We start from the raw sequence: 24563 nt of genomic DNA on the forward strand, positions 1-24563 counted from the left end.
GAGTAGATATGGGGGCAGAGGCTGTTCTTCACTCTCCATTCCCTACTCCCCCAATGTTTTCCAAAAACTGGCTTCCAATTGCTGACTATTTTTACAAGAATTTCGATACCACTGTAGCCGTAGTGTTTGTTTCTCTGCGGAAGTCAGTTGCCAAGGATGAGTAGAATGGTGGATGCGATCGCAAATACTCTGCAAACAGAGCGCGGCACTAACTGAGATATTAAAGCTCTCACTAAAGCCATACATGGGAATTTTGAGTAACCTATCGGCTTCAGCCATGGCAATCTCTGATAATCCATCCAACTCATTGCCAAAGAGTAAGGCGATGGGTCGCTCGGTTGGCAACGCAGATAGCTCCAAAGCCTCTGTGTGTGGGGTCGTTGCTACGATGCAATAGCCTTTAGCTTTGAGGACTGCAATGCAATTGCGTGTATTGTCCTGTCGTTTGGTGTAACGATGGGTTGTTAACCATTTTTGGCAACCTCTAGTGACATTGAGATTAACCTTAAAGCTCGTAGTTTGTTCGATGATATGTACGTCTTGGATGCCAAAGTTATCGCAGTTACGCAAGACAGCCCCAGCATTTTGACTGGTGTGCAGATCCTCAAGCGCTACAGTGACATAGCGGGTGCGATAGGCTAAAACCGTTTCAATTTTGGCCCTTCGTTCCTCTGTTAAAAACTTTCCCAGATAATTAATGAGTTCCTCGGTAGTCTCATTACTCACCGGACGGTGGGCAGTGCTCATCTGCTCTTACCGATGCCACTCGGTTACACCACCAGGCTTGTCAATGAGAGTTATGCCTTGGGCGGTCAGGTCATTGCGAATTTTGTCGGCCAGAGCGAAGTCTTTTGCCTTTTTAGCGGCTAGTCTCTGCTCGATCAAATTGGCGATTTCCTCGTCACTGGGACCGTCCTGTTCCATAGGACTATCCTCTGGGGTGGCCTCAATACCCAGGACCTGGGCAAGGCAAACGAGTGTGTGCCATTGCTGCCGTAGGCTGTCACTATCTGCATCAGCTTTGCCCTCATGGATCAAGAGATTACCTTGGCGGCGGAGTTCCTTGGCGAGTTCAAAGAGAACGGCTACCGCTTCAGGCGTATTGAAATCATCATCCATAGCGTTCTGAAAACGCTGTACGGCATCGCTCCCATGGTCAAGCTCTAGGGAAGCATCTTGCCACTTCAGCTGAGCACCATGGTTAGCACCAAATAGCAGTCCGTCTTTGAGGGTTTGCCAGCTTTTGGTGGCGGATGCGATCGCATCTGCCGTGAAGTCCACTGGCTTACGATATTGAGCCTGGCAGAGAAAGAGACGTAACGCCATGGGGTGCAGACCGTCATCTGCATCCAGGAGCTGACGAATGGTGGTGAAATTGCCCAAAGACTTGGACATCTTTTCACCGTTCACATTCACCATGCCATTGTGCATCCAGTATTGGGAGAGGGGGTGACCTGTAGCCGCTTCTGACTGGGCTATTTCATTCTCATGGTGTGGAAAGGTGAGATCGCCTCCCCCCATGTGAATATCGATGGTGTCACCCATGCGATCACGCACCATAGCTGAGCACTCAATGTGCCAACCAGGACGTCCTGGACCCCACGGTGATTCCCATGAAGGTTCTTCCGGTTTAGCCCCTTTCCATAGGGCAAAATCAAACGGATCTTTCTTTTTCGATTCGCCACCCGCTACTCGACCGCTGGCACCAGCTTGCATATCATCTAACTTACGACCCGAGAGCTTACCATAGCCATCAAACTTGCGTACTTTGTAATACACATCGCCCCCAGTGGCGTAGGCATACCCCTTATTTTCTAATTCACCAATCAGGCGTTTAATGCCGTCGATGGTGTGAGTGGCGTAAGTATACTCATCAGCCTCCAATATGTTCAGCCGCGCCATATCTTTGTGGTAGGCCTGAATAAAGCGTTTTGACACGGCCTCCATGGTGGTGCCCTCTTGGCGGGCACGGTTCAAAATTTTATCGTCGATATCGGTAAAGTTTTGTACATAATGCACATCGTAGCCGCGCCATTGCAGATAGCGACGTACTGTATCCCAAACCACATAACAGCGAGCATGGCCCAGGTGGCAATAGTCATAGACCGTTACACCGCAGCAGTAAATCTTAGCCGTACCTGCTTGTAACGGCTGAAAGGGTTCCTTGCAGCGGGATAGGGTGTTGTAAAGGACTACGCTCATTAAACGGGTGAATATTACTGCTATGGCTCTCTAGCCTCATCATTTCCTATGGTAAGCCGGTTTGGTGCCGGAAGATATGGCGCAGAGCATTCGCAAAAATGAGATTACGCTCATTGCTCAATCGGTGTCTGTCATACATGGCTCACCAAAAAGGGGCGGTACTTTTTTGTACCGCCCCTCAGGTTCCAAGCTCAAGGTAATGGAATGAATCTAGAAGGTCACATTTGCAGCCTGAACAGTTTCAACCTGCTTCTTCTTGAGCACCAACATAATCTGAGTCACTGCTGCGGCTCCTAAAAAGGCTAGCAGGCCCTTAATGCGACCAGGGCTTTGTAGAACAATCTCAGTGTCATGCTGACCAAAACCACCAACGTTGGGGTCATTGGTTAAAGCAGCACCCGTTTCAACAGTATCGCCCTTAGCAACAATTAACTCTGGACCAGGTTGTAGGCTTTCGGTAACGGTTTCACCATCAGCGGTTTTGATAGTGATCTCCGTACCGCTGTCGCCCTTAACAACATCTGTAATCACGCCACCCTTGGATGCGGTGTAAACCACATTATTAGTTGCTTGACCTGTGGGGTAAAGTTGACCACGACCACGGTTGCCACCAATGTGGATCTGATACTTACCAAAGCTAACGTTGTTATCGGTGGCTGGGTCAGGCGATAGAACAGGGAAAACAATTTCCTGATACTGCTCACCGGGGACAGGGCCAACTAGCAACCAGTTTGGATGCTCATCACTGTAAGGCATGAAATAGGTGCTACCCACTTCTTCCTTAATCTCTTCCGGAATGCGCTCTTCAGGAGCTAGCTGAAAACCGTCAGGCAGCATTAGAACTGCACCTACATTCAACCCACCTTTGCTACCATCGCCCAGTACTTGCTGAGCATCAAGGTCATAGGGTACCTTGACCACTGCCTTAAAGACCGTGTCAGGGAGTACAGCTTGAGGAACTTCAATCTCAGTCTTCTTCTGACCTAGATGGCAGTTGGCACAAACAATGCGGCCAGTTGCTTCACGAGGAGTTTCGTAGTTTTCCTGGGCCCAGAAAGGATAGGCGGCTGCCGATTGAGCATTGGTCAGTACCAGGCTTAGGGTTGCGATCGCAACTAAAGCACTAGAAGCGATGACCTTCAGCAGCTTATTGAACACGCTTAAAAAGTTAAATTCCATCCGTCGCACGCTAGCAATCCAATTACGTAGAGAGAAATCAAATGAAACAGACAACCTAAGCCCACCAGGGAGCATCGCCTGTTCTAAAGTCGGTGTCGGTCCAAGGGCTTAGAGTTACCTTGTCATCATCTTTGGATACACTTGCGTTAGCCAGGGCCAAAGAAAGAGGCGCTGGGCCACGCACTACCTTACCAGTGGCATCATACTGAGAACCATGGCAAGGACACTTAAACTTGTTCTCGCTAGCGTTCCAAGGAACAACGCAACCCAAGTGTGTGCACACGGCATTAACGGCGTAGCTGTCAAGAGTACCATCGTCAGTTACGACCAAATACGTTGGATCACCCTTTAAGCCTTGAACCAAAGAGCGGTCACCAGCACCGTGAGTCTCTAGATAACTGGTAGCTACCACATCGTTACCTAATTCATCCTTAGCAGTAACGCCGCCACCGGCTGAGCCGCTGCTCGGAGGTAAAAAGTACTTAACAATGGGATAGAGAGCGCCCACAGCCGTACCAGTAGCTGCTCCAAAGGTGAGCAGATTCATAAATTGGCGACGCCCTAAATCAGGGACATCAGGGTTTCCAGAAGCTTGAGCCATAACTGTCAGACTATATATGCGAGTATGAATCTAAAGGCTGCATCGCCCAGTACAAACCCCTGTAACAAGTAACCACAAGTACATTTGTGGCTCATATCGTCACAGAAGTTTGCAAATTGCTATGAGTATTATTGCATTTAGCCGCCTCAGAAAAACTGTTCTTCCTAAGGCTCACTGGTTTCAATAGTTAGTAGGTGTCGCTTTTGAAGCTTATTTTGCCATGGCAAAACCATGACTTAAAAAGACGCAAACCCTCACCAGACAGTTGCTCCCCAGACCACACCTCATTTATTAACTATCTGAGCCTATGATTTGAAAAATCTGTATCTTATTTACTTCTCATAGAGGTGCGTTATCTGAAATCGTGTAAATAAATGTAAAATAACGGGCAGTTTAGCGACCTATGACCCCAGAAGACTTTCAAGAGCTACTCATCAATAAATGGGGCTATTCCTTTGACGTTCAAATCCGCAAGACTTCTACCAAGGTCTTTTTCCAAGTGATGTGGCGTTATCTAGAGCAGGTTTCTTTCCCCATGGATGAGGACGAGTATTTGGCCCATCTCAAAGATATTGTGCTGTATCTAGAAGCCATGGGGTGTTTGACGCAGGTGCAAACTGCAATTGAGCAAACGAATGAGCGTCCTAGATTGGGTAAAGCCGTTAGTATCCCTATCGATTTAGGAAGACGAGCTTCTGAGTGGCTGCTTGATTAGTGCATTTCTTTAAAGCAAGTTTCTGAGAGGCCCATTGAAATAATGCATATTTATACATTGGTGGGACTGTGATTATACCCAGCTGAATGCTTGATTTTTAGGTGTTAGAGCCCTACATTCAGGTCTCTAAAGCCCGCACGAACTTGGGCAGGAGTTGGTTAGGAATATTTAGGCAAGAGATGTACTAATGGCTGATCTGTCTGATAAAATCTGAACCAAATTGTATTCTTAAATACACAATCTGCAATACACAAAATATTGCTGAAATCTGGTGGTTCAAGCTACAGCTTTTGAAAACTAATTTGACTTTTTGGTAGTCACCTAAAACTTGCATAAAAGCAGGATAAACGTGTGGCGTCAAAATTTTAAATCTGGCATTAATTACTCATGCAAATCAATTGCCTAAATAACAATTCCACATAAAAATGCACATGCTTATGCCACAAGCCATGATTTGATGACTTGAGTACGCTGAATTTCAGCATATTTCTGTCATTTTGTTCTAAGTGATAGACATTGAAGCGTTATGCTAAATAGCTATTACTGAGGTTAGAGACAGTTTTTCTAAGATGAGAAAAAACTCATGGATGTCTAATTCTCTACTGTTTGGCCACTTACTAAAAACTTGATGTTTTTACTGGTATCAAAAACTTAGTGTGTGTGTGTCGAAGAAATATCTCACTTAGGGAAAAACAGAGCAAATTATTCTAAGACCGATGTTACGATTTGCATGAATTCGCTCAGTATGCTTTGAGGGCCTGCCGTGATCAGCTCTGCAACACTGCCTGCTAAACCCACTGTACCTAGCTTAGAAGACAACAGTCGCCTGAAGTTATTTTCAGGGTCATCGAATCCAGCCCTCTCAAGGGAGGTTGCTCGTTACCTGGGAATTGATTTGGGGCCGATGGTGCGTAAACAGTTTGCCGATGGTGAGCTGTATGTTCAAATCCAGGAGTCCATCCGTGGATGTGATGTCTATCTGATTCAGCCAACCTGTCGACCGGTCAATGATCACTTGATGGAGTTGCTGATCATGATTGACGCTTGTCGGCGGGCGTCTGCTCGTCAGATTACAGCGGTGATTCCGTATTACGGTTACGCTCGCGCGGACCGCAAAACTGCCGGTCGAGAATCGATTACCGCTAAATTAGTTGCCAACTTAATTACCCAAGCGGGTGCTAATCGAGTTTTGGCAATGGACTTACATTCATCCCAAATTCAGGGCTACTTTGACATTCCTTGTGATCATATCTATGGGGCTCCAGTACTGGTTGATTACTTGGCGAGCAAATGCCTGACTGATTTAGTGGTGGTATCCCCTGACGTTGGGGGGGTGGCACGGGCACGCGCTATTGCCAAGCGACTCAACGATGCCCCTTTGGCCATTATTGATAAGCGTCGTCAAGCCCACAATGTTGCTGAGGTCATGAATTTGATTGGCGATGTAGAGGGCAAAACAGCCGTTCTGGTGGACGACATGATCGATACGGGCGGAACTATCTCGGAGGGGGCAAGATTGCTGCGGGCCCAAGGGGCCCGCCAAGTATATGCCTGTGCTACCCATGCTGTGTTTTCACCACCAGCAGTGGAGCGTTTATCCAGTGGGGTGTTTGAAGAGGTGATTGTGACGAATACAATCCCTGTGGCACCGGAGCGTCAGTTTCCTCAGCTGACGACCCTCACAATTGCTAATTTGCTGGGGGAGACTATTTGGCGCATTCACGAAGAAAGCTCCGTTAGTAGTATGTTTCGCTGAGGTCGAATCCTTAGGACTGATCCAGTGTGAATGAACTCTAATAATTCTGATGGAGAGGTTTTTAAAACCTCTCCTATTTTTTACTGATTTTCTCGTGGCCGTCAGTATCTCATGTTTGTAGGAAGCTGATGAAGTCTGGGCCTCTTGTGTTAGTAACGGAACAGTTTGGTATTTAGCGCACGTTGTATGAGCTTAGTACCACATATTGATGAGGCGATGATGAAGGCTGTTGGCCATTGACTATCTCTGGAAACTTTAGGGGTGCATGCATAGACTTGGTAACTACATTGCTGTTTAGAACCCATGGTAAAAAGCACGTCTATCCTCCAGTTGGCTAGTGCTGTTCTGGCCTTGTTGGTTTTTAATCCTAAACTTGTACAGACTCAATTAGCGCGTATACCGTTTTCGCTGTCTGGAGCTGTTGCTCAAGCTGGATCGCTGCAGGCTCGACTGCCTGACCTCGATCAGCGATTGCTGAACGCTGTTCGCAGTGGTGATATACGACAGGCAGAATTGGTGCTTAACCAAGGTGCCAATGCAGATGCTGGCAATCGTTATGAGGGGTATCCAATTGCGATCGCAACTGAACAAGGAAACCGAGCGATGGTCCAGTTGCTAGTGGCCAATGGGGCTGATGTCGATGTGGTTAGTACCGGTGGGCAAACGGCTCTGGGTAGAGCCGTTGACATGGGCAACCTTGACCTGGTCCGAATTTTAATCAACGCTGGTGCATCTCCTGACCGGCGGACTACCTATGGTGTGCCGCTGTTATACCGTGCCACTGAGATGGGCAATCATGAACTGGTCAGACTGCTTTTGCAGGGGGGAGGCAATGCCAATGCTCAAGTTTCTGGCATTACCTCTTTATACAAGGCTGTCGAAATAGGAAATTTGGCAATTGCGCGATCATTGCTGGCGGGAGGTGCAGATCCAGATCAGGCGACTCCGCTATATCGAGCAGTTGAGGTGGGTAATGCAGAGTTAGTTAGGCTATTGCTGAACTATGGCGCTAACCCACGCATAAGTCAGCGCGGTGTGAGTGCATTGGGCTTAGCACGTGCCCAGGGGAACCGTGAGATCGCTACCCTGTTGCGAGACGCCATGTGATGACGTCATCTAGGTCGTCGCTTAATCGATGTAGGCGTGACAGTTGTTTGGAACTAAATTTAATATGCCTGAACGTACTTGATTGATCGGTATCCAAACAGCATCGTGAGTTTTCTGGCCTTCGATGATTTTGTACGTCTGATCTAATCGATAAAAAATAGAGTCAGCAAAATCACAACGGAATAGCTGAATCAACTCATGGCCAGGTTTTCCGTTACAAACAAAAATATTGTCTAAGCACGTCAGATGCCTGATGTTTATCAAGTCTGCCTGGATTTCTTCTTGAAATTCTCGTTTAAGGGCGTTGACACTAGTTTCGCCAAAATCGATGCCACCCCCCAGAAAACGATAGAAGGGTTTATCTTTGATGCTGTCGTAACCCTTGCTAACAAAAACATGCCCTTGATGCTGAATTAAGCCAAGGGCAATCGGTCGAATACGTGGCTTGCCCATGAAGTTTTCTGCAATGGCAGTAGTGCTGGTGCTATTGGGGTCTACCCAATCATAATCATTGCTCTACCCGAGAATTAGAAAGACTCATCACCTGTCTAATTCTCGGACTTGCACATCAGAATTTATACCTTTTCGATGGCACGGGTCACTGTCTGTAGAGATTCCCTCAGGCTACGAACAGCAGCAATCATAGCAATCTCATTATTCAACTTATTAACTGCTGAGCCGACACCGACACCGGCTGCACCGGCTGCAATAGCCATGGGAGCTGTGACATCTGAAATACCTGATGCGCATAGCACAGGAATACATACAGCGCGTGAAATAGCATGGGCTGCCGCTAGGGTTGGCGTCGCTTTCTCGATTAAGCCAATACATCCAGAATGTCTGGGTTGGCTACTGGTGCCCCCTTCAGTTTGAATAATGTCTGCTCCCTGAGCCACAAGATTTTCGGCCAGCTGTACTTGCTCATCCAGGGGCAGTGTATGAGGTACTGTGACTGACAACGTGATATGGGGCAAAAGCTCACGAGTTTGTTGAGTGAGTCTTAAGACGTCATTGGCGCTGAAAGTTAGCCCTTGAGCATAGAAAGCATCAAAATTACCAATTTCAATGAGTGTGGCACCGGCGGCAACAGGCGCTAAAAATGCCGTTGGATCAATGGCTGAAACACAGATTGGTAAGCTAATTTGCTCACTCACCTGATGGACAAGATCAGCATCCGCTGCAATATCAACAAATGTGGCACCTCCTTGCTGAGCGGCCTTAGCTATGGCCAAAACATTGGCTGCATCAAAGTTGGTCAAGCCACTGATAATCTTCAGTGCATGGCCTTGAGAAAAGGCAGCATGGAGGTTGGGATGGATAGTCATAGGTGTCTCAGACAAAATCGATCAGGCTTATTGTGCCAGAGGTTGGGGGCAGGCAACAGTAAAGAATCGAGCCTCTGCTTCTAGTTAATGCCTCCTAGTATCTCTCGCTTAACGTCGTCAGGTGGTTGATTGCCATCGATGCGTAGGAGTCGTTGGCGATAATCGTAGTATTCGAGCATTGGAATCGTGGTTTCGGCCAGGGTCTCAATGCGGCGGCGTAGGGCTTCAGGGTTATCGTCAATAGCTGCTCGGTTTTCAGAACGTTCAATCAGAGCATGGGCAGGTAGTTCCAGCCAAATGGCATAGTTCACTTGAGTATTTAAAGTATCGAGAAAGAAGTCGAGTTCTTCCGCTTGGAAGGCGGTGCGGGGATATCCATCTAGGATCCACCCTTTGGCTGCATCTGGTTGCTGCAAGCGCTCTTTAATTAGAGCGATCATTAACTTGTCAGAAACCAGCTCTCCTTTGGCCAGAGTTTCTGAAACTTGCTGCCCCAGGGGTGAATCAGCTGCAATTTCTGCTCTGAGGGTATCTCCTGTGGAAATCCAGGGAATGCCAAAGTGCTCGCTGAGCTTTTGCGATTGAGTGCCTTTGCCTGAACCAGGACCGCCTAAAATCAATAGCCGCATAGATGATAAATATCCTTTTTCATATCCTCCCCGTAATAACCCTAGTCTGGGTTTGCGGAGTCGGATTGCTTTTTCCACGGATCTTAACTGGACTATTGAAGCAAGGCCTGAAGACGTAGTAAGCTATTAGACCGTGTAAAAGTTTATCCAAGTGCAAAACTATGCCCAAGCTTAAAACCCGTCGGGCTGCTGCAAAGCGCTTTCGCCGTAGCGGAAGCGGTAAGATTATGCGTCGTAAGGCGTTTAAGAACCACTTATTGCAGCATAAATCCACTGCCCGCAAGAGCCGTTTGTCTAAGAAGGCGGTTGTAGTAGATGCAGATGTACCTAACATCGAAGGCATGATGCCTTATTTGTAGAGTTGCATGCAACGTCTCTGCAATCAATTGATTGTTTTTTGTTTTTAGCTATTAACGACCTAATATGGCACGTGTAAAACGCGGCAATGTAGCTCGCAAGCGCCGCAAGAAAATTCTCAAGCTTGCGAAGGGTTACCGGGGTTCCCATTCTAAACTCTTCCGGACTGCAAACCAGCAGGTGATGAAGGCCCTGCGGTATGCGTATCGCGATCGTCGCAATAAGAAACGTGATTTTCGCCGGTTGTGGATTACGCGTATTAATGCAGCAGCTCGTCTCAATGGCACTACCTACAGCCGTTTGATTGGCGATCTGAAGACCGCAAACATTCAGGTAAATCGTAAGATGCTGGCTCAAATGGCTGTTCTAGATCCAGATACCTTTACCAAGGTGGTTGAGCTAGCTGGCAAGAAAGGCTAGTATCGCCACATGTGGCGATATATTTGGCAACATTTGCTAGGCATAAGTTTACTGTTAGGGGCACAGATGTCTGTGCCCCTAATTGCTATATCTGCTGAATTAGCTGAGATTGAGGCTCGCGGTCGGTTAATTGTGGCGGTTAAGGATAATCGGTTCCCCTTGGGATATCGTGATGCAACAGGCGAGTTAGACGGATTTGAAATTGAGATTGCCCGTCGATTGGCACTGGATCTTCTTGGGGACGAAACAGCTGTAGAGTTTCGTTTAGTACATAATGTCGATCGTGTCAATGTGGTGGTTAATGGTGACGTGGATATTGCGATCGCATCAATTACGGTGACCGCTCAGCGTCAGCGTATTGCTAGTTTTAGTGAACCTTATTATTTAGATGGCACTGGGTTTATCACCACATCAACCCAGATTAAGACCTTAGATGACCTCGCCCCTGGTCGTATTGCGGTGCTAGCCAATTCCAGTACCCTGGCCCATGTCCGTTATCAATTACCTGATGCCAATCTGGTGACAGTGTTGTCTTATCAAGACGCCATTGCTGAATTGGCTAGGGGGCAAGTAGATGCCTTTGCTGGAGATGTGTCGCTACTGACTGGATGGCAGCAGCAGGATAATCGCTATCGGTTGTTGGATGAAGTGATTTCAGTGGAGCCGGTTGCGATCGCAATTCCTAAAGGGACTCAGTACAGCGACTTACGTCGAGCTATTAATGATGCCATTCGTCAATGGGATGACGAAGGTTGGTTACAAGATCGAGCTACCTACTGGGGGTTACCGTAGCTACCATGGGAGAATAAAAGTAGACCACTGCAGTACGCATAACTGATAGAGCGAGTTCATGGAGAATAGCACCCTATTTTTGACATACCTGGGCATTCTTATTGCCCTACTAGGGCTTTCAGCCTTTTTTATAATTCGCCAGGTATTTAAGACTCGCCGTATTGAGACCACACTAGGCCGTTTACAAAAGAAGCTCACCAAAGAAAAGGGAACCGCCCAAGAGTATTACGAGCTAGGAAGTCTCTTGTTAGATAAAAAGCTTTTTTCCCAATCAGCTCTCTATTTGCAACAGGCCCTAAAGGCTTTAACAGAGGAAGAAGAAGCTGAAAATGCACCGCTAATCTATAACGCCCTAGGCTATACCTACTTTGCCCAAGGGCAGTTTGATCTAGCGATTCGTCAGTATAAGGCAGCATTAAAAATTGCCCCAGGTTATGTAACGGCTCTCAATAACCTGGGACATAGCTACGAGAAAAAGCAACTGACCGTTCAGGCACTAGAAAGCTACGATCAGGCCCTTAAAGTTGAGCCTGATAACGCTACTGCCAAGCGTCGGGCACAGTCTTTACGTAAGCGTGTAGTCATCCCAATGAAGCAGTAGTCGTTTTACGTTGACACGTCTGGAGTTAAAGTTTTGGGGCTAACGCATGACATGACATATGTCTGACTAGCCCCACATTTTCGACGGTATGCAGCCGTTCAGACCTACAATGCAAACCCCGGAACCCGTTTAGACAGCTGCTAGTTCTGGTATCGCTGACTGTTTTGGCGTAGTAGTTTCAGCCGTTGCTTCACAATAAACCTCAGCTGAATTATTTGGGCTCTCGATTAATTTCACCTTATGCAGGCTAGCTCCAATTTCCTTAATAGGCCCGCGTAGTAAATCCCGAATGTGCACTGCGATATTCTCAGCTGTGGGTACTACTTCGGCAAAGTAGGGAATATCCTTATTCAAAAACGTGTGGTCAAAGGGCTTCACCACATGGGTTTTCACGGCATTCTGAAACTCCACTAGGTCGGCAATCATGCCCGTGCGTGGGTCCATCTCCCCCTTGATTGTGACCTCCAGATGATAATTATGGCCGTGACCATTAACGCGGGCACAAAGACCATAAATTTCGCTGTTTTGCTCCAATGTCAGGGTTGGTAGAGCCAGGCGGTGGGCAGCACTGAAATGGGTGGAGATGGTCAAATAAGCTTCCATGGCGTTTCCTTTATAGTCGGCCCAGAGGGTAGAGGTTTCAAATAGTTGGACGTTGGTAATGGGTAAGTGGGGGACTAAACGCTGCCAGATGATACGGGCGATATTTTCTGTGGTTGGCAGCCCTCCCTTGGGAGTGTCAATTTGGAATTCGGGCCAAACATCGTTCAAGTAGGAAAAATCAAGCTGACTAGTGACTTCACGCTTAATTACCTTTTTGACATCGGACAGATTAAGCACCATGCCATACTCATCTAAATCGCCTTCCATAGAGACGAACAACTCATAGTTGTGGCCATGGCCTGGGGCACGGGTGCATAGACCAAACTTGGTCTGGTTTTCATCGTCACTCAGTTCGGGCAGCCAGTAACGATGGCTGGCGGAAAACTGAGCCCGACGGTTGATGGTGCATTTCATAGCAATACCAAAAACAGCGAGTCAAATATTAATTTTTGCTAAATCTTTTTCCTTAAGCATAGATCATTGTCAAGAAAATGATGGTTTAAGAATCCTATGGATACTAGTGTGTTATCTCAGGGGATGGACTTTGATACGCGGGTTGCTTTAGCGTGAGCGATCGCGACTCAGGTCATGAAGTTTTGACACAATTTTATTGCCTAAAAACCATCAAATTTTGAAAAGCCTTGCAAGCTCTACTGTTTAGGATTTCTCAGCAGAAATATCAGGAGTTGCTAATTTAAGTTGTAAACGGTAAAAATAGATACAGAACAAATCCTCGTTCATCTCCAAGAATTCGTCCCCTGTTCGACGATGAGACGGAAGTAGGGTGTCCTATATGACTATGGTCCCATAGGTTATATTGGCCTGCCCGAAGGAACGCACGCGTAATCGGTGCTCATTCAGGAGGAGACACACTCATGAAACTTACTTACCGTGGTGTCGACTATGACCACAATCCGCCTATGTTAGAGGTTTCTGAAAGCGACATTCTTTGTAATTATCGTGGCCGTCAACATCGCTATACGTATGTGCGCCATGTTCCTTTTCCCCAGCCTAAAGCAGAGCTTACCTATCGTGGTGTAGCCTACCAGACTGATCGTCATGGTCAGCGTCAGGTTGCAGCTCAAACTGAGACTAAGTCAGTTTTCTCGGCGTTTCAGCGCAAGCTTGCAGAGCTGACTCCTCTAATGGATGAACGTCGTCAGTTGCTACGTGAGGCAGCTCGTAGCCATAGCGATAGTATTCACCGCTCTTTAGAGCATCGAATTGCGGTGGCCCGTGCACAAGGCAACATGAATTTGTTACAGCAGCTGGAAGATGAACTGCGTCAAATGGCTTAAGGGCTGTTTTTTTACCGCTTGAGTTCCCAGATTCGTGGCTAGAGTAAGTTAGGGAGAAGCTCCCAAAGCTTCTCCTTTTTGTTTGTCCCCATCATGTTTCACAATAAGTTTGGTCTGACTATCAACGGCCAAATCTTATTCGCAAAAGGGTGTTATGGGACTATTTGATAAGGTTTTTGACCCGTCGCCAGAATCGCTGTCTATGAATCCAGCAGAAGCACTGGCGGCGATTTGTTTAGTTGCGATTGCTGCCGATGGATACCTTTCTGACCAAGAGAGTCGCGAAATGGACATGCTGTTAAGCCGTATGCGACTGTTCAAAAGTTACTCTACAGAGATGATGACTCGGATGAAGGATAGATTGCTGCAGCAGCTACAGCAGCATAGTCCTAGCCGTTTAGTAGAAGCGGCTAATACCGTACTTCCAGTTGAGCTAAAACCTACAGCTTTTGCCTTAGCAACAGATCTAGTACTTGCCGATGGTAGCGTGACACCTCAAGAGCAAGCCTTCCTGGATGACCTCTATCGCATTCTGGAAATCCCCAGCGAACAAGCGCTCACCATTGTCGAAGTCATGACCATCAAAAATCGAGGATAAAGAGTCAGTCAAAGTTTTTACTTCAGTGAAGCCTGAACCTCATTTTCTGACAAATACGAGATAATAAACTCTGCACTAACTCCAATCGACCCCACCATTTATTCTTGTCTATGACTGCTGCAATTTCAGCTCCATCCAAACAGATGGATGACTCCAAACACGGCTTGCCCGTAACGATTATTACTGGTTTTTTGGGGAGTGGTAAAACTACTCTGCTTAACCACATTTTGACTAATCAAGACGGCCTGAAAACAGCGGTGCTGGTCAATGAGTTTGGTGAAGTCGGGATTGATAATGACCTGCTCATTACAACAGATGACGATACTATGGTGGAGCTGAGCAACGGCTGCATCTGCTGCACCATCAATAATGATTTGTTAGAGGCAGTTTATAAGGTATTAGAGCGTAAGGACAAGATTGATTATCTAGTTGTGGAGACAACGGGGCTGGCGGATCCGCTGCCAGTAGCCCTTACGTTTTTAGGCACCGAGCTACGGGATCTCACTCGATTAGATTCTATTGTGACGCTAGTAGATGCGGAGAACTACAGCATCGATTTATTTAACAGCCAGGCAGCCCATAACCAAATTGCCTATGGTGACATTATTCTGCTGAATAAGACAGATCTAGTGGATGAAGCTGATCTAGATCTGCTGGAAGTTAAGGTGCGAGACATTAAAGAAGGTGCCCGAATCTTACGGACAACTCAGTCTCAAGTCCCGCTACCGCTGATTTTGAGTGTAGGTCTTTTTGAGTCTGATAAATACTTTGAACCGGCTAAAGAAGAGCACCACGATCATGGGCACGAGCATGATCATGGGCATGAGCATGAGCATGAGCATGGGCATTCCCACGCAGAACATCACGATCATGCCAATTGCGATCATGAGCATGGCCACTGCGAACATGATCACGAGCATGATCATGAGCACGAGCATTCCCACCTGGATGTAGATGGATTTACATCGATTTCTATTGTTCGTGATCAACCTCTAGCGATTCGAAAGTTTCAGCATTTCTTGGATAACAAGCTGCCGGATAACGTCTTTCGAGCCAAGGGGATTTTGTGGTTTGACGAGAGTGAAAAGCGCCACATCTTTCATCTCAGTGGTAAACGATTTTCTTTAGAAGATGAAGAATGGAATCATCGACCTCGGAAAACCCAACTGGTGCTCATTGGTCAAAATCTTGACCATGAAGCCTTAAAAGCTGAAATTGAAAAATGCTTTTGCCTTGAATCCAAAGGTCGTGGTAGAGGTTTCAGCAGCTAGTGCGCGTTGTAATTCAGCGTGTATCAGCATCCCAAGTCATGGTTGACGGTGAGGTTGTGGGCTGTATCGGTCGTGGGCTTAACCTTTTGATTGGGATCGCTGAAACCGATACAGAAAAAGAACTCGATTGGATGGTCCAGAAGTGCCTTTCATTAAGGCTTTTCCCGGCTGAAGGGTCAGGGCGTTTTGATTTATCGATTCAAGATGTTCAGGGTGCCTTGCTTGTTATTAGTCAATTCACACTTTATGGTGACTGTCGCAAGGGACGACGTCCTTCATTTGACCAGGCAGCTTCACCTGACCAGGCCGTTAAGCTATATGAACAGTTTGTAGCTAAACTGCGACAGAGTGGGTTACAGGTAGAAACAGGACAATTTGGTGCCCATATGCAAGTCGCCATCGATAATGAGGGTCCGGTTACGTTGTTCTTAGAACGAGACGCCCGGGTAGCCTAGCTTTTACTTGGGGCTGACATGCATGGTCTAGCTCGTCCTGGGGGGACTATGGGCGATCGTTATTCTTTAGAGGAGATAGTCACTACACAAGCAATACAGAGAATATGCCACTTTATTTTCTTTGGCTGCGCTTGTGTCAGTTCCGGTTTCCCTTGATAAGGTAAAGAAATGTTAAATGGTCTAGCAACCCTTCCTACATAGAGACGATCCCAGAATACGACTATCACAGGTCCCTTTATGCTGCACAGTATTAATCTAATGTCCTCGTTTCAAGTGCCTGCTGGGCAGGTTTTGTTCTGTGACTTTGATGGTCCTATCGTAGATGTTTCGGAGCGTTACTACCGAACCTATCGCTTAGGACTTTCAACTCTGCAAGCTAGTTACCAAGAGAGTCATGGTGCAGCGTTATCGCTGCAAATACTGTCTAAAAAGCAGTTTTGGTGGATGAAACGCAATCGAGTGGCTGATACCGACATTGCTATTCGTTCGGGGGTACCTACAGAGCTGGTCGATACTCTTTTACAGCAGGTTCAGCGGATTGTGAATCATCCCCATTTACTGCAGTGGGATACTCTACAGCCCGGTGCTGACAAGGCTATTCATTATCTCAACCGCGAACGAGGTCTACGTTTAGTTCTAGTAACGCTACGCCATCCTCGACAGGTGCAAGCCTTTTTACAGGCCCATGATCTGAGTCAGTATGTTGACGAAATCTTTGGGGCATCTGATATTAATGCCGCCCACTTGAACCGAGCTGAGCAAAAGGTGGTGTTGCTAGAGCGTGCGATCGCAGCTCAGAAAAGCCAAGGTTATCAAACTTACCCCACTTGCATGATTGGGGATACAGAGGCAGATATTATTGCCGGGCAACGAGCGGGCATCGTTACTATTGCCCTCACCAACGGCATTCGTAGCTGTGAACACCTAAAGCGATACCAACCAACCTCTATAGAACCTAGTTTGCTCAACGCGATTCAAAGCCGTCATATGACACAGGTTTTACAGGCGGCCTAACCCTTCCACCAGCGATGCAATGGATAGTAAAGTGCTGGTGTCCATAGGCTGCTAAGAATTGCTGAACTGAGGGCTACTCGCTGATGGGTACGCCAAATTTGCCAAAGGCTCAGGTAGGGTGAATCAGGCCATAGCAGATGGCGAAAACTCATTTGCAGAGCCATGATTGTGGCGGCAACCACAGCCATGCCAAAAACAATAAATGCCACTAGCACGACATTTTCTTGAATCAACCGCTGTCGCTGTAACCTAGCTGTCAACATACCTACTACTAGCAAGCTTAAGGCATGGGTGGGAAAAGGACCTGTCAGACCGTCCTGTAATAATCCCAAGACAATCCCAGCGATGGCCCCATCGATAATGGGATGGTGAATACTCCAGATAACGACCCAGATTAGTAACCAGTTTGGAGCGATACCCAACAATTCGATGCCAGGAAAGCGCATAGGAGATAGCAGCAAGCAAATTAAGCCTGAGCCCACCACAATAACGATATTGAGGCAAGTTTTTTGAAAGTCGGATAGCGCTTCCTTCCCTTTAGATGAAGTCATATTGTCTCAGGTAGCGCTATCGCGCTATTCATTGTCGATTATCTCTGCGGGAGGAGCATTAACGTCGGTTTTGGCGTCAAAGGGATGGATAGTAACCCATTCAAGAATATTTAGAGGAGACGATAGTTTAATCACAGCTTCAGGAGCGGGACTTTTCTTTAAGTCCATACTTTCGATACGCCCGACGGGAATCCCTTGAGGGAAAAGACGGCTGTAAGAAGACGTGACAATGACATCACCCGGTTTGACATCAGGCGTAGTCTCAAAAAACTGCATAACGACCCGACCGTCAACATTGCCACGTACTACGCCTAAGGACCGGCTGCGACTGACCTTCACACCCATCTGGCTAGTGGGGTCAGTAATTAACAAAATCTGACTAGTATTTAGAGAAACACTAGTAACTCGACCTACTAAACCCCCGGGCCCCGTGGCCATGTCACCTTCTGTAATGCCTTCCAAACTACCTTTATTGACCGTAATTTGCTGCCACCAATTATCGGCACTACGCCCAATCACAGCAGCAACGGTAACCTTGCCTTGACTATCAGCATAGTCAATATTTTCCCGCAGGCTTTGATTTTGGTTTTCTAATTCAATCACCCGTTGTTGCAGCTCTAGGATGTAGGCATTTTCCAGCCGCTCTGCTTGTGTAAGGCCAGGTTGAAGCGGTGCTGTTAGTACCTGATAGATTTCATAAATGACAGCACCCTGGCTTTGACGCATAGCCCAGGCTAAGACGATAACAAGGGTGGTAATGCCAGCCCTCGTTGCGTATCTATCCCACCAGCGTCTCAGTGCAAACATAATTTGCAAACAATAGTTGTCAACCTGTCAACCGTCTACGGAAACCTTAGAGATCGCGAGAACGAGCACTAAATACCCGCTCCATCTGACTAAAGTTTTCAAGCACACGTCCAGTTCCTAGGACTACACAACTCAACGGATCAGCCGCAACGTGAACTACAATGCCGGTTTCATGGCTAATCAGGGTATCTAGACCTTTTAGTAACGCTCCGCCACCTGCCAGCATAATACCCCTATCGATAATATCAGCTGCCAACTCTGGAGGAGTTCTTTCCAGGGTTCGTTTCACAGCCTCAACGATCACCGACAACGGTTCTGCCATACTTTCGCGGATTTCAGCACTTTTTACAGTCACTGTTCTGGGTAAACCGGATAGCAAGTGTAAGCCTCGAACATCCAAAACATTTTCACTGTCATTAGGACTGGGATAAGCAGAGCCAATATTGATCTTGATTTCTTCGGCTGTGCGCTCACCAATGACCAAGTTATGGACTTTTTTCATGTATTGAGAAATGGAATCACTCAGCTCATCACCAGCTACACGTACCGATTCACTTAAGACAGTGCCTTGTAAACTTAGCACTGCGACTTCCGTGGTACCGCCACCGATATCAATAATCATGTTGCCTGTGGGCTCAGCTACGGGTAACCCAGCGCCAATAGCTGCCGCAACGGGTTCATCGATGAGATAGACCATACGAGCCCCAGCCTGTAGAGCTGCATCCATAACTGCCCGACGCTCTACACCGGTAACACCACTGGGAATGCCAATCACGATGCGGGGCATTCCTAACGCTCGACCTTCATGCACTCGTTTAATAAAGTGCTTGAGCATGAGCTCGGCAGTATCAAAATCAGCAATCACACCGTCCCGTAAAGGACGCAGAGCCGTAATGTTGCCTGGCGTACGTCCTAGCATTCGTTTGGCTTCTTCTCCAACAGCTAAGGGCTTGCCGTCCTTATCCCTAGCTACAACGGAGGGCTCTTGCAAGACAACGCCTTTACCCGAAACATAGACCAGAGTGTTAGCTGTCCCCAGGTCTATTCCCATGTCACGGGAGAATGAAAAGCGATCGAGTAAACTCACTGTTAGACGTGCCCCCAAACGAGCTGTGAAAAAACAAATGGATGGTTTATTAGGCCGGTGTGGATTTTATTACGTTTTATATCTGTACGTCTAGTCCGCACTTCTGAACGCAACCAATATTCGGCCTATGGCGATGATGTTGAGAAACATCCTGAGGGAACGTTGACTATTAATCAACCTGCGCTATCTACCATACTCCAAGGTTACACGGTCTGAAATTCTGTAATCTGGAGTACCGGGGGTAAAACCTTATGCCCATCTACTTCAAAGCGTAAGAGATAAAGATAATTCTAGACGGTGGTGTATCTCTCGCATATTAAAGTAGTTAGCACAGTAGCTGGTGAAATAGCGATGAGTCTCAATGTTGTAAATCTTGTAGGGCGAGCGGGACGAGATCCTGAGGTTCGCTATTTTGAGTCAGGCAATGTGCTATGCAAGTTTACGATTGCTGTGAATCGACGTACTCGTAATAGCGATCAGCCTGATTGGTTCAACCTAGAACTCTGGGGACGCAACGCTGAGGTGGCTGCTAATTACGTCAAGAAGGGTAGTCTTGTCGGCGTAGTGGGCGCGCTTAAGCTTGATAGCTGGCAAGATCGCGCTACGGGTGCACAGCGCTCTAGTCCTGTTATTCGAGTAGAGCGCCTTGAGCTTTTAGGGTCTAAGCGAGACAACGCTGCTCCCATGTCAGGTAACTACGATGATGACCAGTTCTAATGCCTGCTACTTAGAGAAGGCATTAGAACACGTTTTATTATTTTTTACTCAGTGGGCAAAGTCGAAATTAGGCAGAGTGAATACTAGCTAGCCAAACGATCGTTCTGCTCGGTCGTTTCGCCATCGGCTTGAATGCTGGCTTGAACCTCGCACCAAGCAGCCCCAGGAATCACCTCAATTTTGCCACGATTAGGGAAACGCAAATCTTCCACAGCTGTCACACCGTTGGTAAAAAGATATTCACGTAAAAGCTGATAAGCCTCGTCTATATTGCTAACTGTATAGTTGGCAGCGTATAGATAAGGCTTTAAGCGATCTTGATTGCGAGGGGCAGTTTCTCGAAACGTGACGCGAGTTGTCTTAGGTGAGCTATGTTGGCAGCTGATCCGATACTTAATGGTGTGACAAGCTGTGTTGGGGAACATTTCACTGTGAAAAGATGGAACTCTGGAGAAGCTGCCAGGATTATCCAGCTAGCTGAATAAACGAGCAATAAAGATTTACGGGAATATTTCCTCTAATAATACAAACTGGTACTAATAAACGAACCGTAATCTATATTGTCTGAAGTTGTCAAAAGTAATATTGGGTTACCTGTTACATTTGATCAACTTTTATCAATGCACCCGATGTTCATAATAACGTCCATTAACGTCAATTATCCAAATTATTTGAAATGGATGCTGGGATGCTCTTACGGCTAGTAAGTCGCAAATAATAAATAAATTCTAACGGCTATTACGGTTGGATTGGATATGGTATGCCATATGTAAGCAGCCATAGTAGCTGAGAAAAGCTAAAATCATCCCTACGAGAGTACTGCCTACCATTAGGGCAACTGTGATATCAAGGCCAAGGTTCATCCATTCTTGAGGAGAACGCCCTGTCAGGCTGGTTGCTGCACTTTGTCCTAAAACCCAGCGCCCAATTTGGTAGTTGAATGCATAAATAGGAACATAGGTCAGTGGATTGCTAATCCAAGTGCCGGCGGCTGCAACAATTTTATTGCCTCGAATGGCTACAGCGATCGCAACGCCAATGATTGTCTGTAACCCAAACAAGGGATAGCTGCCGGCAAAAACCCCCGCTGCCAGACCCCTGGCAATGGCTTGAGGATGGCTTCTGAGACGGATAAAGCGAATATAGACATACCTGGCCAGACGCTGCAATTTACCTCGCTTCTGGCGTTTTAGGGGGCGATGTGATCTTTTGTAAGATTGGTTGCTGGATTGATTATCGTCAGAATGACCTTGTGGGTCTGCCACGGCTGGATTCCTTGTGATTGGACTTTGTAGAAATTTGAAGAGAGGAATGCACTAGGAAGCGGCAATAGGCGATAAAGAGCAAAACCAAAAGAAGCTCAGCCTATTGCCATGAATGTGCAAGATCGTATCAATCAACTCAACCAATTTCGAGATCAGGTTTACGCTAGTTTCAATCAACGCTCCGATAGTCTGATGGATTTGTTAGATGCCTTGTGTGGGAATACCCATGCCAGGTCTGTTGTTGAGTTAAGCCTCAACCCTCTGTTTCGGCGAGAGTATGGATCGTTATATGCGGCTATCGGAGCCTTGGGGGTAACCCGCGATGAGGTGAGCGCGTCAGACCAACCTGACGGGAGTCCTCCTCAGTCTCGATTTCCTCAGACGTGGATACAGTCAATTGCCAAGGGGGTACCGTCCCCGTCCCATCGGGATTATTGGTTATTTGGTGTGGATGTCACTCCGGTGAGTCGCCCCCATGCCATCACTCTTAAGGATCGTGAGTCGGTCTACAAACCCACGGTGGTGGCAGGCCAAAAACCGATCACCTTGGGGCACAACTATTCACTGATGGCCGCTATCCCCGAAGCTGAGGTCACGGGGGCGCGTCGTTGGATTGTTCCGCTCAGCGTGGAACGGGTCACCAGTTTTGAGAGCAAGGTCGGGGTGGGGCAGCAGCAGGTAGAGCGTCTGCTCAATGACGAAACCGTCCCCTGGCATGGGCAGCGGTGTGTGCTGGTGGTCGATAGTGATTATAGCCATCGCCGATTTCTCTATCCCTTCAGCACTCAGGAAAATCGAGTGATTGTCACCCGCAGTCGTGCCAATCGTGTCTTCTATCGGGTACCGCAGGCATCTACTGAGAAACGGCGTGGCCATCCTCGTTGGTATGGCCTGCGTTTCGACCTCAAAGATGAGACCACGTGGGGGGACCCTGACGAGCAAATCAGGTTTGAAACCACCACTACCAAAGGCCATCTTCGGACCGTTACCTTAACGCGTTGGCATGATCTGCTGATGAAAGGCTCACGCGCCCAACCCATGCATGCTCACCCCTTTGACCTTGTCCAAGTACAGCTCACTGACCCCACCGGACACCGCATCTTCAAACCCCAATGGCTCATCGTCTTTGGCCACTCTCGGCGACCGCTAGATACCCGCAATGCCTACCAAGGCTATACCGAGCGTTTCAATCTTGAACACGGCATTCGCTTCACGAAGCAGAACCTCATGATGAATGACCTGCAAACCCCTGATGTCACTCAAGAGGAAGCCTGGGTTCAATTCTCCTGGTTAGCTTATGCTCAATTGTGGATGGCACGCTTGTTGGCTCAGGGACTCCCGCAACCGTGGCAACGATTTTTACCCGATTACACTCAACACCATTGCACACCAGCCATGGTTCAGCGTGACTTCACGCGAATTATTCGGCAGATTGGCACCCCGGCTGCTGAGTCCAAACCCCGAGGTAAATCTCCGGGGCGCACCGTTGGAACCACCTTACCTCACAGACCGAGACGACCCATTATCAAACGGGGGCGGGCTAGACTGAAAAAGAAGAAAAAAGCAGCTTAACGTTGATTGCTTGCACTCATGTTGCCCGGTGACAACACACTCTGCAATCGGCAGAGATAGAAGCTCTTGCCTCTTTTTTTGTTAAAAGTCCAATTGTGAAAAATTGACATGTAATGGAGCAAGGCCGCCGTCCATGGGCTACTAGGATTAATTATGACAACATAACCAACTTTGGTCATTCCAGGTGGACTTGCGTGCAAGGCGGCACAGGGGGCGTTACAGTTTGATGTTGGCAGTGTTTGAGTCAGGAATGTGGGTGAGCCAAGGGAAACAATTGTGCAGGGTGAAACCATTGCTGCGATCGCAACCGCGATTGTGCCACAGCAGGGGAGTGTCGGCATTGTGCGACTCTCGGGTTCCACAGCAGTTTCCATTGCTCAACAGGTGTTCCACAGCACTGCACCTTGGGAAAGCCATCGTATTCTCTATGGTTACATTGCCCACCCAGAGACTCGGCAGACGATTGATGAAGCTTTACTGCTGTTGATGAAATCCCCACGTTCTTATACCCGTGAGGATGTGGTGGAATTTCACTGCCACGGTGGCATCATGGCGGTGCAGCAGGTATTGCAGTTATGTATTGCCCAGGGAGCGCGCCTGGCAGAACCAGGGGAATTTACTCTGCGGGCCTTTCTCAATGGTCGTCTAGATTTAACCCAGGCCGAAGGTATTGCTGATTTGGTCGGAGCCCAATCACCTCAAGCGGCCCAAGTGGCATTGGCTGGAATTAAAGGCAAGCTGACCCAGGTGATTCGCCAATGTCGCAGCCGGTGTTTAGATGTGCTGGCGGAGGTGGAAGCTCGCATTGACTTTGCCGATGATCTTCCCCCTTTAGATGAAGATCATGTGCGTAATCAGGTGGCGGTGCTCCTGGCTGAAGTATCCCAAATTCTGTCTACAGCCCATCAGGGGGAGCTGCTGCGGACAGGGCTCAAGGTGGCAATCGTGGGGCAGCCCAATGTGGGTAAATCCAGTTTGCTGAATGCCTGGAGTCGTTGCGATCGCGCCATCGTCACCGCCTTACCCGGCACCACCCGTGATGTGGTTGAATCGCAGCTGGTGGTTGGTGGCATTCCTGTGCAGGTGCTCGATACAGCGGGCATTCGTGATGCCACTGACCAAGTAGAGCAACTGGGAATTGAACGTTCCCAGGCAGCGGCTAAAAATGCAGATTTAGTCTTGCTGACCGTGGATGGCACTGTCGGCTGGACTGATGCGGAAGCCGCACTATATGGCGATATTCAGCATAAACCTCATATTTTAGTGATCAATAAGGTAGATCTAGGGCCGCCGGTTAGTCTGCCTGGGGTGGATGGGCCTGTTGTCCACACAGCCGCCGCCCAAGGTCAGGGCATTGACGATTTAGAGAATGCCATCCTTACCATTGTGCAAGCGGGTAATGTCAGTGCTGCCAACATGGATTTAGCCATTAATCAGAGACAGGCAGCGGCCCTAACCCGTGCCCACAGTGCGCTTAAGCAGGTGCAAGCCACCATAGAAGCTGTGCTGCCCCTTGATTTTTGGACCATTGATTTACGGGACGCCATCCGTGCTTTGGGAGAGGTAACCGGTGAGGAGATGACCGAGTCGATGTTAGATGAGATTTTTAGCCGATTTTGTATTGGTAAGTAATGCCGATTT

At 47.7% G+C, this 24563-nt stretch carries 28 protein-coding genes and 1 riboswitch; of the genes, 15 read left to right on the top strand and 13 right to left on the bottom strand.

Annotated elements, in window-relative coordinates; translation table 11 throughout:
- Nucleotides 1–42 precede the first annotated feature (42 nt).
- The 4 genes from U2F10_RS19940 to petC form a co-directional block, all read right to left on the bottom strand.
- Nucleotides 43–747, bottom strand: a complete 705-nt coding sequence (locus U2F10_RS19940) for a TrmH family RNA methyltransferase (RefSeq protein WP_163662715.1) — start codon at nucleotides 745–747, stop codon at nucleotides 43–45.
- Between the two features lie 6 nt (nucleotides 748–753).
- Entirely contained in the window at nucleotides 754–2202 is a 1449-nt protein-coding gene (gene cysS / locus U2F10_RS19945; protein ID WP_163662713.1) for a cysteine--tRNA ligase, read from the bottom strand.
- Nucleotides 2203–2412: 210 nt separating this feature from the next.
- Nucleotides 2413–3381: a cytochrome f gene (petA, locus tag U2F10_RS19950; protein ID WP_163671594.1), complete on the bottom strand. Its 969-nt coding sequence runs from the start codon at nucleotides 3379–3381 to the stop codon at nucleotides 2413–2415.
- A gap of 55 nt (nucleotides 3382–3436) precedes the next feature.
- Nucleotides 3437–3982 carry a cytochrome b6-f complex iron-sulfur subunit gene (petC, locus tag U2F10_RS19955; RefSeq protein WP_163662711.1) on the bottom strand — a complete coding sequence of 182 codons (546 nt, stop codon included), beginning with the start codon at nucleotides 3980–3982 and terminating at the stop codon, nucleotides 3437–3439.
- Nucleotides 3983–4385: 403 nt separating this feature from the next.
- Between petC and U2F10_RS19960 the strand changes: the two genes are divergently transcribed.
- From U2F10_RS19960 to U2F10_RS19970, 3 genes are all read left to right on the top strand, one after another.
- Entirely contained in the window at nucleotides 4386–4697 is a 312-nt protein-coding gene (locus tag U2F10_RS19960) for a DUF3067 family protein (protein ID WP_006516374.1), read from the top strand.
- Nucleotides 4698–5460: 763 nt separating this feature from the next.
- Nucleotides 5461–6453 carry a ribose-phosphate pyrophosphokinase gene (locus U2F10_RS19965; RefSeq protein ID WP_163662709.1) on the top strand — a complete coding sequence of 331 codons (993 nt, stop codon included), beginning with the start codon at nucleotides 5461–5463 and terminating at the stop codon, nucleotides 6451–6453.
- Between the two features lie 303 nt (nucleotides 6454–6756).
- Complete coding sequence (locus tag U2F10_RS19970) at nucleotides 6757–7560, top strand: ankyrin repeat domain-containing protein (protein WP_163662706.1); 804 nt, start codon at nucleotides 6757–6759, stop codon at nucleotides 7558–7560.
- A gap of 21 nt (nucleotides 7561–7581) precedes the next feature.
- On the opposite strand, the gene U2F10_RS19975 is transcribed toward U2F10_RS19970, so the two are convergent.
- The 3 genes from U2F10_RS19975 to U2F10_RS19985 form a co-directional block, all read right to left on the bottom strand.
- Nucleotides 7582–8013, bottom strand: coding sequence for an NUDIX hydrolase (locus U2F10_RS19975; protein ID WP_499873126.1), 432 nt, complete (start codon nucleotides 8011–8013; stop codon nucleotides 7582–7584).
- A 122-nt stretch (nucleotides 8014–8135) separates the two neighbouring features.
- Complete coding sequence (locus U2F10_RS19980; protein WP_163662700.1) at nucleotides 8136–8885, bottom strand: DUF561 domain-containing protein; 750 nt, start codon at nucleotides 8883–8885, stop codon at nucleotides 8136–8138.
- A gap of 80 nt (nucleotides 8886–8965) precedes the next feature.
- Nucleotides 8966–9592: an adenylate kinase gene (locus tag U2F10_RS19985; RefSeq protein ID WP_348917911.1), complete on the bottom strand. Its 627-nt coding sequence runs from the start codon at nucleotides 9590–9592 to the stop codon at nucleotides 8966–8968.
- 83 nt (nucleotides 9593–9675) lie between these two features.
- Here U2F10_RS19985 and rpmI point away from each other — a divergent pair, with 83 nt between their 5' ends.
- The 4 genes from rpmI to U2F10_RS20005 all read left to right on the top strand — a co-directional run bounded on the left by rpmI (nucleotide 9676) and on the right by U2F10_RS20005 (nucleotide 11684).
- Nucleotides 9676–9873, top strand: coding sequence for a 50S ribosomal protein L35 (gene rpmI, locus U2F10_RS19990; RefSeq protein ID WP_006516368.1), 198 nt, complete (start codon nucleotides 9676–9678; stop codon nucleotides 9871–9873).
- Between the two features lie 64 nt (nucleotides 9874–9937).
- Nucleotides 9938–10291 carry a 50S ribosomal protein L20 gene (gene rplT, locus U2F10_RS19995; RefSeq protein WP_006516367.1) on the top strand — a complete coding sequence of 118 codons (354 nt, stop codon included), beginning with the start codon at nucleotides 9938–9940 and terminating at the stop codon, nucleotides 10289–10291.
- A 66-nt stretch (nucleotides 10292–10357) separates the two neighbouring features.
- A complete protein-coding gene (locus U2F10_RS20000; protein WP_499873127.1) occupies nucleotides 10358–11083 on the top strand; it encodes a transporter substrate-binding domain-containing protein in 726 nt (241 codons plus the stop codon).
- Between the two features lie 58 nt (nucleotides 11084–11141).
- The gene (locus tag U2F10_RS20005; RefSeq protein WP_006516365.1) at nucleotides 11142–11684 is read left to right on the top strand and encodes a tetratricopeptide repeat protein; all 543 of its coding nucleotides are present in this window, start codon (nucleotides 11142–11144) and stop codon (nucleotides 11682–11684) included.
- A gap of 129 nt (nucleotides 11685–11813) precedes the next feature.
- Here U2F10_RS20005 and U2F10_RS20010 read toward each other — a convergent pair whose 3' ends face one another.
- The gene (locus U2F10_RS20010; RefSeq protein WP_499873128.1) at nucleotides 11814–12701 is read right to left on the bottom strand and encodes a 6-pyruvoyl trahydropterin synthase family protein; all 888 of its coding nucleotides are present in this window, start codon (nucleotides 12699–12701) and stop codon (nucleotides 11814–11816) included.
- 318 nt (nucleotides 12702–13019) lie between these two features.
- Nucleotides 13020–13128: riboswitch (Glutamine riboswitch) on the top strand.
- 34 nt (nucleotides 13129–13162) lie between these two features.
- On the opposite strand from U2F10_RS20010, the gene pirA reads away from it, so the two are divergent.
- The 5 genes from pirA to U2F10_RS20035 all read left to right on the top strand — a co-directional run bounded on the left by pirA (nucleotide 13163) and on the right by U2F10_RS20035 (nucleotide 16923).
- Nucleotides 13163–13585: an arginine synthesis PII-interacting regulator PirA gene (gene pirA, locus U2F10_RS20015; RefSeq protein WP_006516363.1), complete on the top strand. Its 423-nt coding sequence runs from the start codon at nucleotides 13163–13165 to the stop codon at nucleotides 13583–13585.
- A 154-nt stretch (nucleotides 13586–13739) separates the two neighbouring features.
- Entirely contained in the window at nucleotides 13740–14183 is a 444-nt protein-coding gene (locus U2F10_RS20020; RefSeq protein WP_006516362.1) for a tellurite resistance TerB family protein, read from the top strand.
- Between the two features lie 110 nt (nucleotides 14184–14293).
- Nucleotides 14294–15454, top strand: coding sequence for a CobW family GTP-binding protein (locus U2F10_RS20025; protein ID WP_499873129.1), 1161 nt, complete (start codon nucleotides 14294–14296; stop codon nucleotides 15452–15454).
- Nucleotides 15454–15909, top strand: a complete 456-nt coding sequence (dtd, locus tag U2F10_RS20030; RefSeq protein WP_499873130.1) for a D-aminoacyl-tRNA deacylase — start codon at nucleotides 15454–15456, stop codon at nucleotides 15907–15909. Before U2F10_RS20025 ends, dtd begins: the two co-directional genes overlap by 1 nt.
- Before the next feature lie 258 nt (nucleotides 15910–16167).
- Complete coding sequence (locus tag U2F10_RS20035; protein WP_163662688.1) at nucleotides 16168–16923, top strand: HAD family hydrolase; 756 nt, start codon at nucleotides 16168–16170, stop codon at nucleotides 16921–16923.
- Here U2F10_RS20035 and mreD read toward each other — a convergent pair.
- The 3 genes from mreD to U2F10_RS20050 are packed head-to-tail and all read right to left on the bottom strand — an operon-like array spanning nucleotide 16920 to nucleotide 19368.
- The gene (gene mreD / locus U2F10_RS20040; protein WP_163662685.1) at nucleotides 16920–17474 is read right to left on the bottom strand and encodes a rod shape-determining protein MreD; all 555 of its coding nucleotides are present in this window, start codon (nucleotides 17472–17474) and stop codon (nucleotides 16920–16922) included. The two genes, U2F10_RS20035 and mreD, sit on opposite strands and share 4 nt — an antisense overlap.
- A gap of 24 nt (nucleotides 17475–17498) precedes the next feature.
- Nucleotides 17499–18281: a rod shape-determining protein MreC gene (gene mreC, locus U2F10_RS20045; protein WP_499867628.1), complete on the bottom strand. Its 783-nt coding sequence runs from the start codon at nucleotides 18279–18281 to the stop codon at nucleotides 17499–17501.
- Nucleotides 18282–18327: 46 nt separating this feature from the next.
- The gene (locus U2F10_RS20050) at nucleotides 18328–19368 is read right to left on the bottom strand and encodes a rod shape-determining protein (RefSeq protein ID WP_156828612.1); all 1041 of its coding nucleotides are present in this window, start codon (nucleotides 19366–19368) and stop codon (nucleotides 18328–18330) included.
- 351 nt (nucleotides 19369–19719) lie between these two features.
- Between U2F10_RS20050 and U2F10_RS20055 the strand changes: the two genes are divergently transcribed.
- Entirely contained in the window at nucleotides 19720–20085 is a 366-nt protein-coding gene (locus U2F10_RS20055; RefSeq protein WP_006516355.1) for a single-stranded DNA-binding protein, read from the top strand.
- A gap of 83 nt (nucleotides 20086–20168) precedes the next feature.
- Here the strand turns inward: U2F10_RS20055 and U2F10_RS20060 are convergent, their stop codons facing one another.
- Together U2F10_RS20060 and U2F10_RS20065 are read right to left on the bottom strand one after the other, a co-directional pair.
- Nucleotides 20169–20510 carry a hypothetical protein gene (locus U2F10_RS20060; RefSeq protein ID WP_163662680.1) on the bottom strand — a complete coding sequence of 114 codons (342 nt, stop codon included), beginning with the start codon at nucleotides 20508–20510 and terminating at the stop codon, nucleotides 20169–20171.
- 303 nt (nucleotides 20511–20813) lie between these two features.
- Nucleotides 20814–21350, bottom strand: coding sequence for a DUF2062 domain-containing protein (locus U2F10_RS20065; RefSeq protein ID WP_163662677.1), 537 nt, complete (start codon nucleotides 21348–21350; stop codon nucleotides 20814–20816).
- A gap of 108 nt (nucleotides 21351–21458) precedes the next feature.
- Here U2F10_RS20065 and U2F10_RS20070 point away from each other — a divergent pair, with 108 nt between their 5' ends.
- Both U2F10_RS20070 and mnmE read left to right on the top strand, forming a co-directional pair.
- Nucleotides 21459–22922: a transposase gene (locus U2F10_RS20070; RefSeq protein WP_499870799.1), complete on the top strand. Its 1464-nt coding sequence runs from the start codon at nucleotides 21459–21461 to the stop codon at nucleotides 22920–22922.
- Nucleotides 22923–23174: 252 nt separating this feature from the next.
- Entirely contained in the window at nucleotides 23175–24554 is a 1380-nt protein-coding gene (gene mnmE, locus U2F10_RS20075) for a tRNA uridine-5-carboxymethylaminomethyl(34) synthesis GTPase MnmE (RefSeq protein WP_163662675.1), read from the top strand.
- The last annotated feature ends 9 nt before the right edge of the window (nucleotides 24555–24563 follow it).

Origin of the sequence: Leptothoe sp. EHU-05/26/07-4, assembly GCF_043421015.1 — a bacterium.
GTDB classification, from domain to species: Bacteria; Cyanobacteriota; Cyanobacteriia; order Phormidesmidales; family Phormidesmidaceae; genus Leptothoe; species Leptothoe turfae.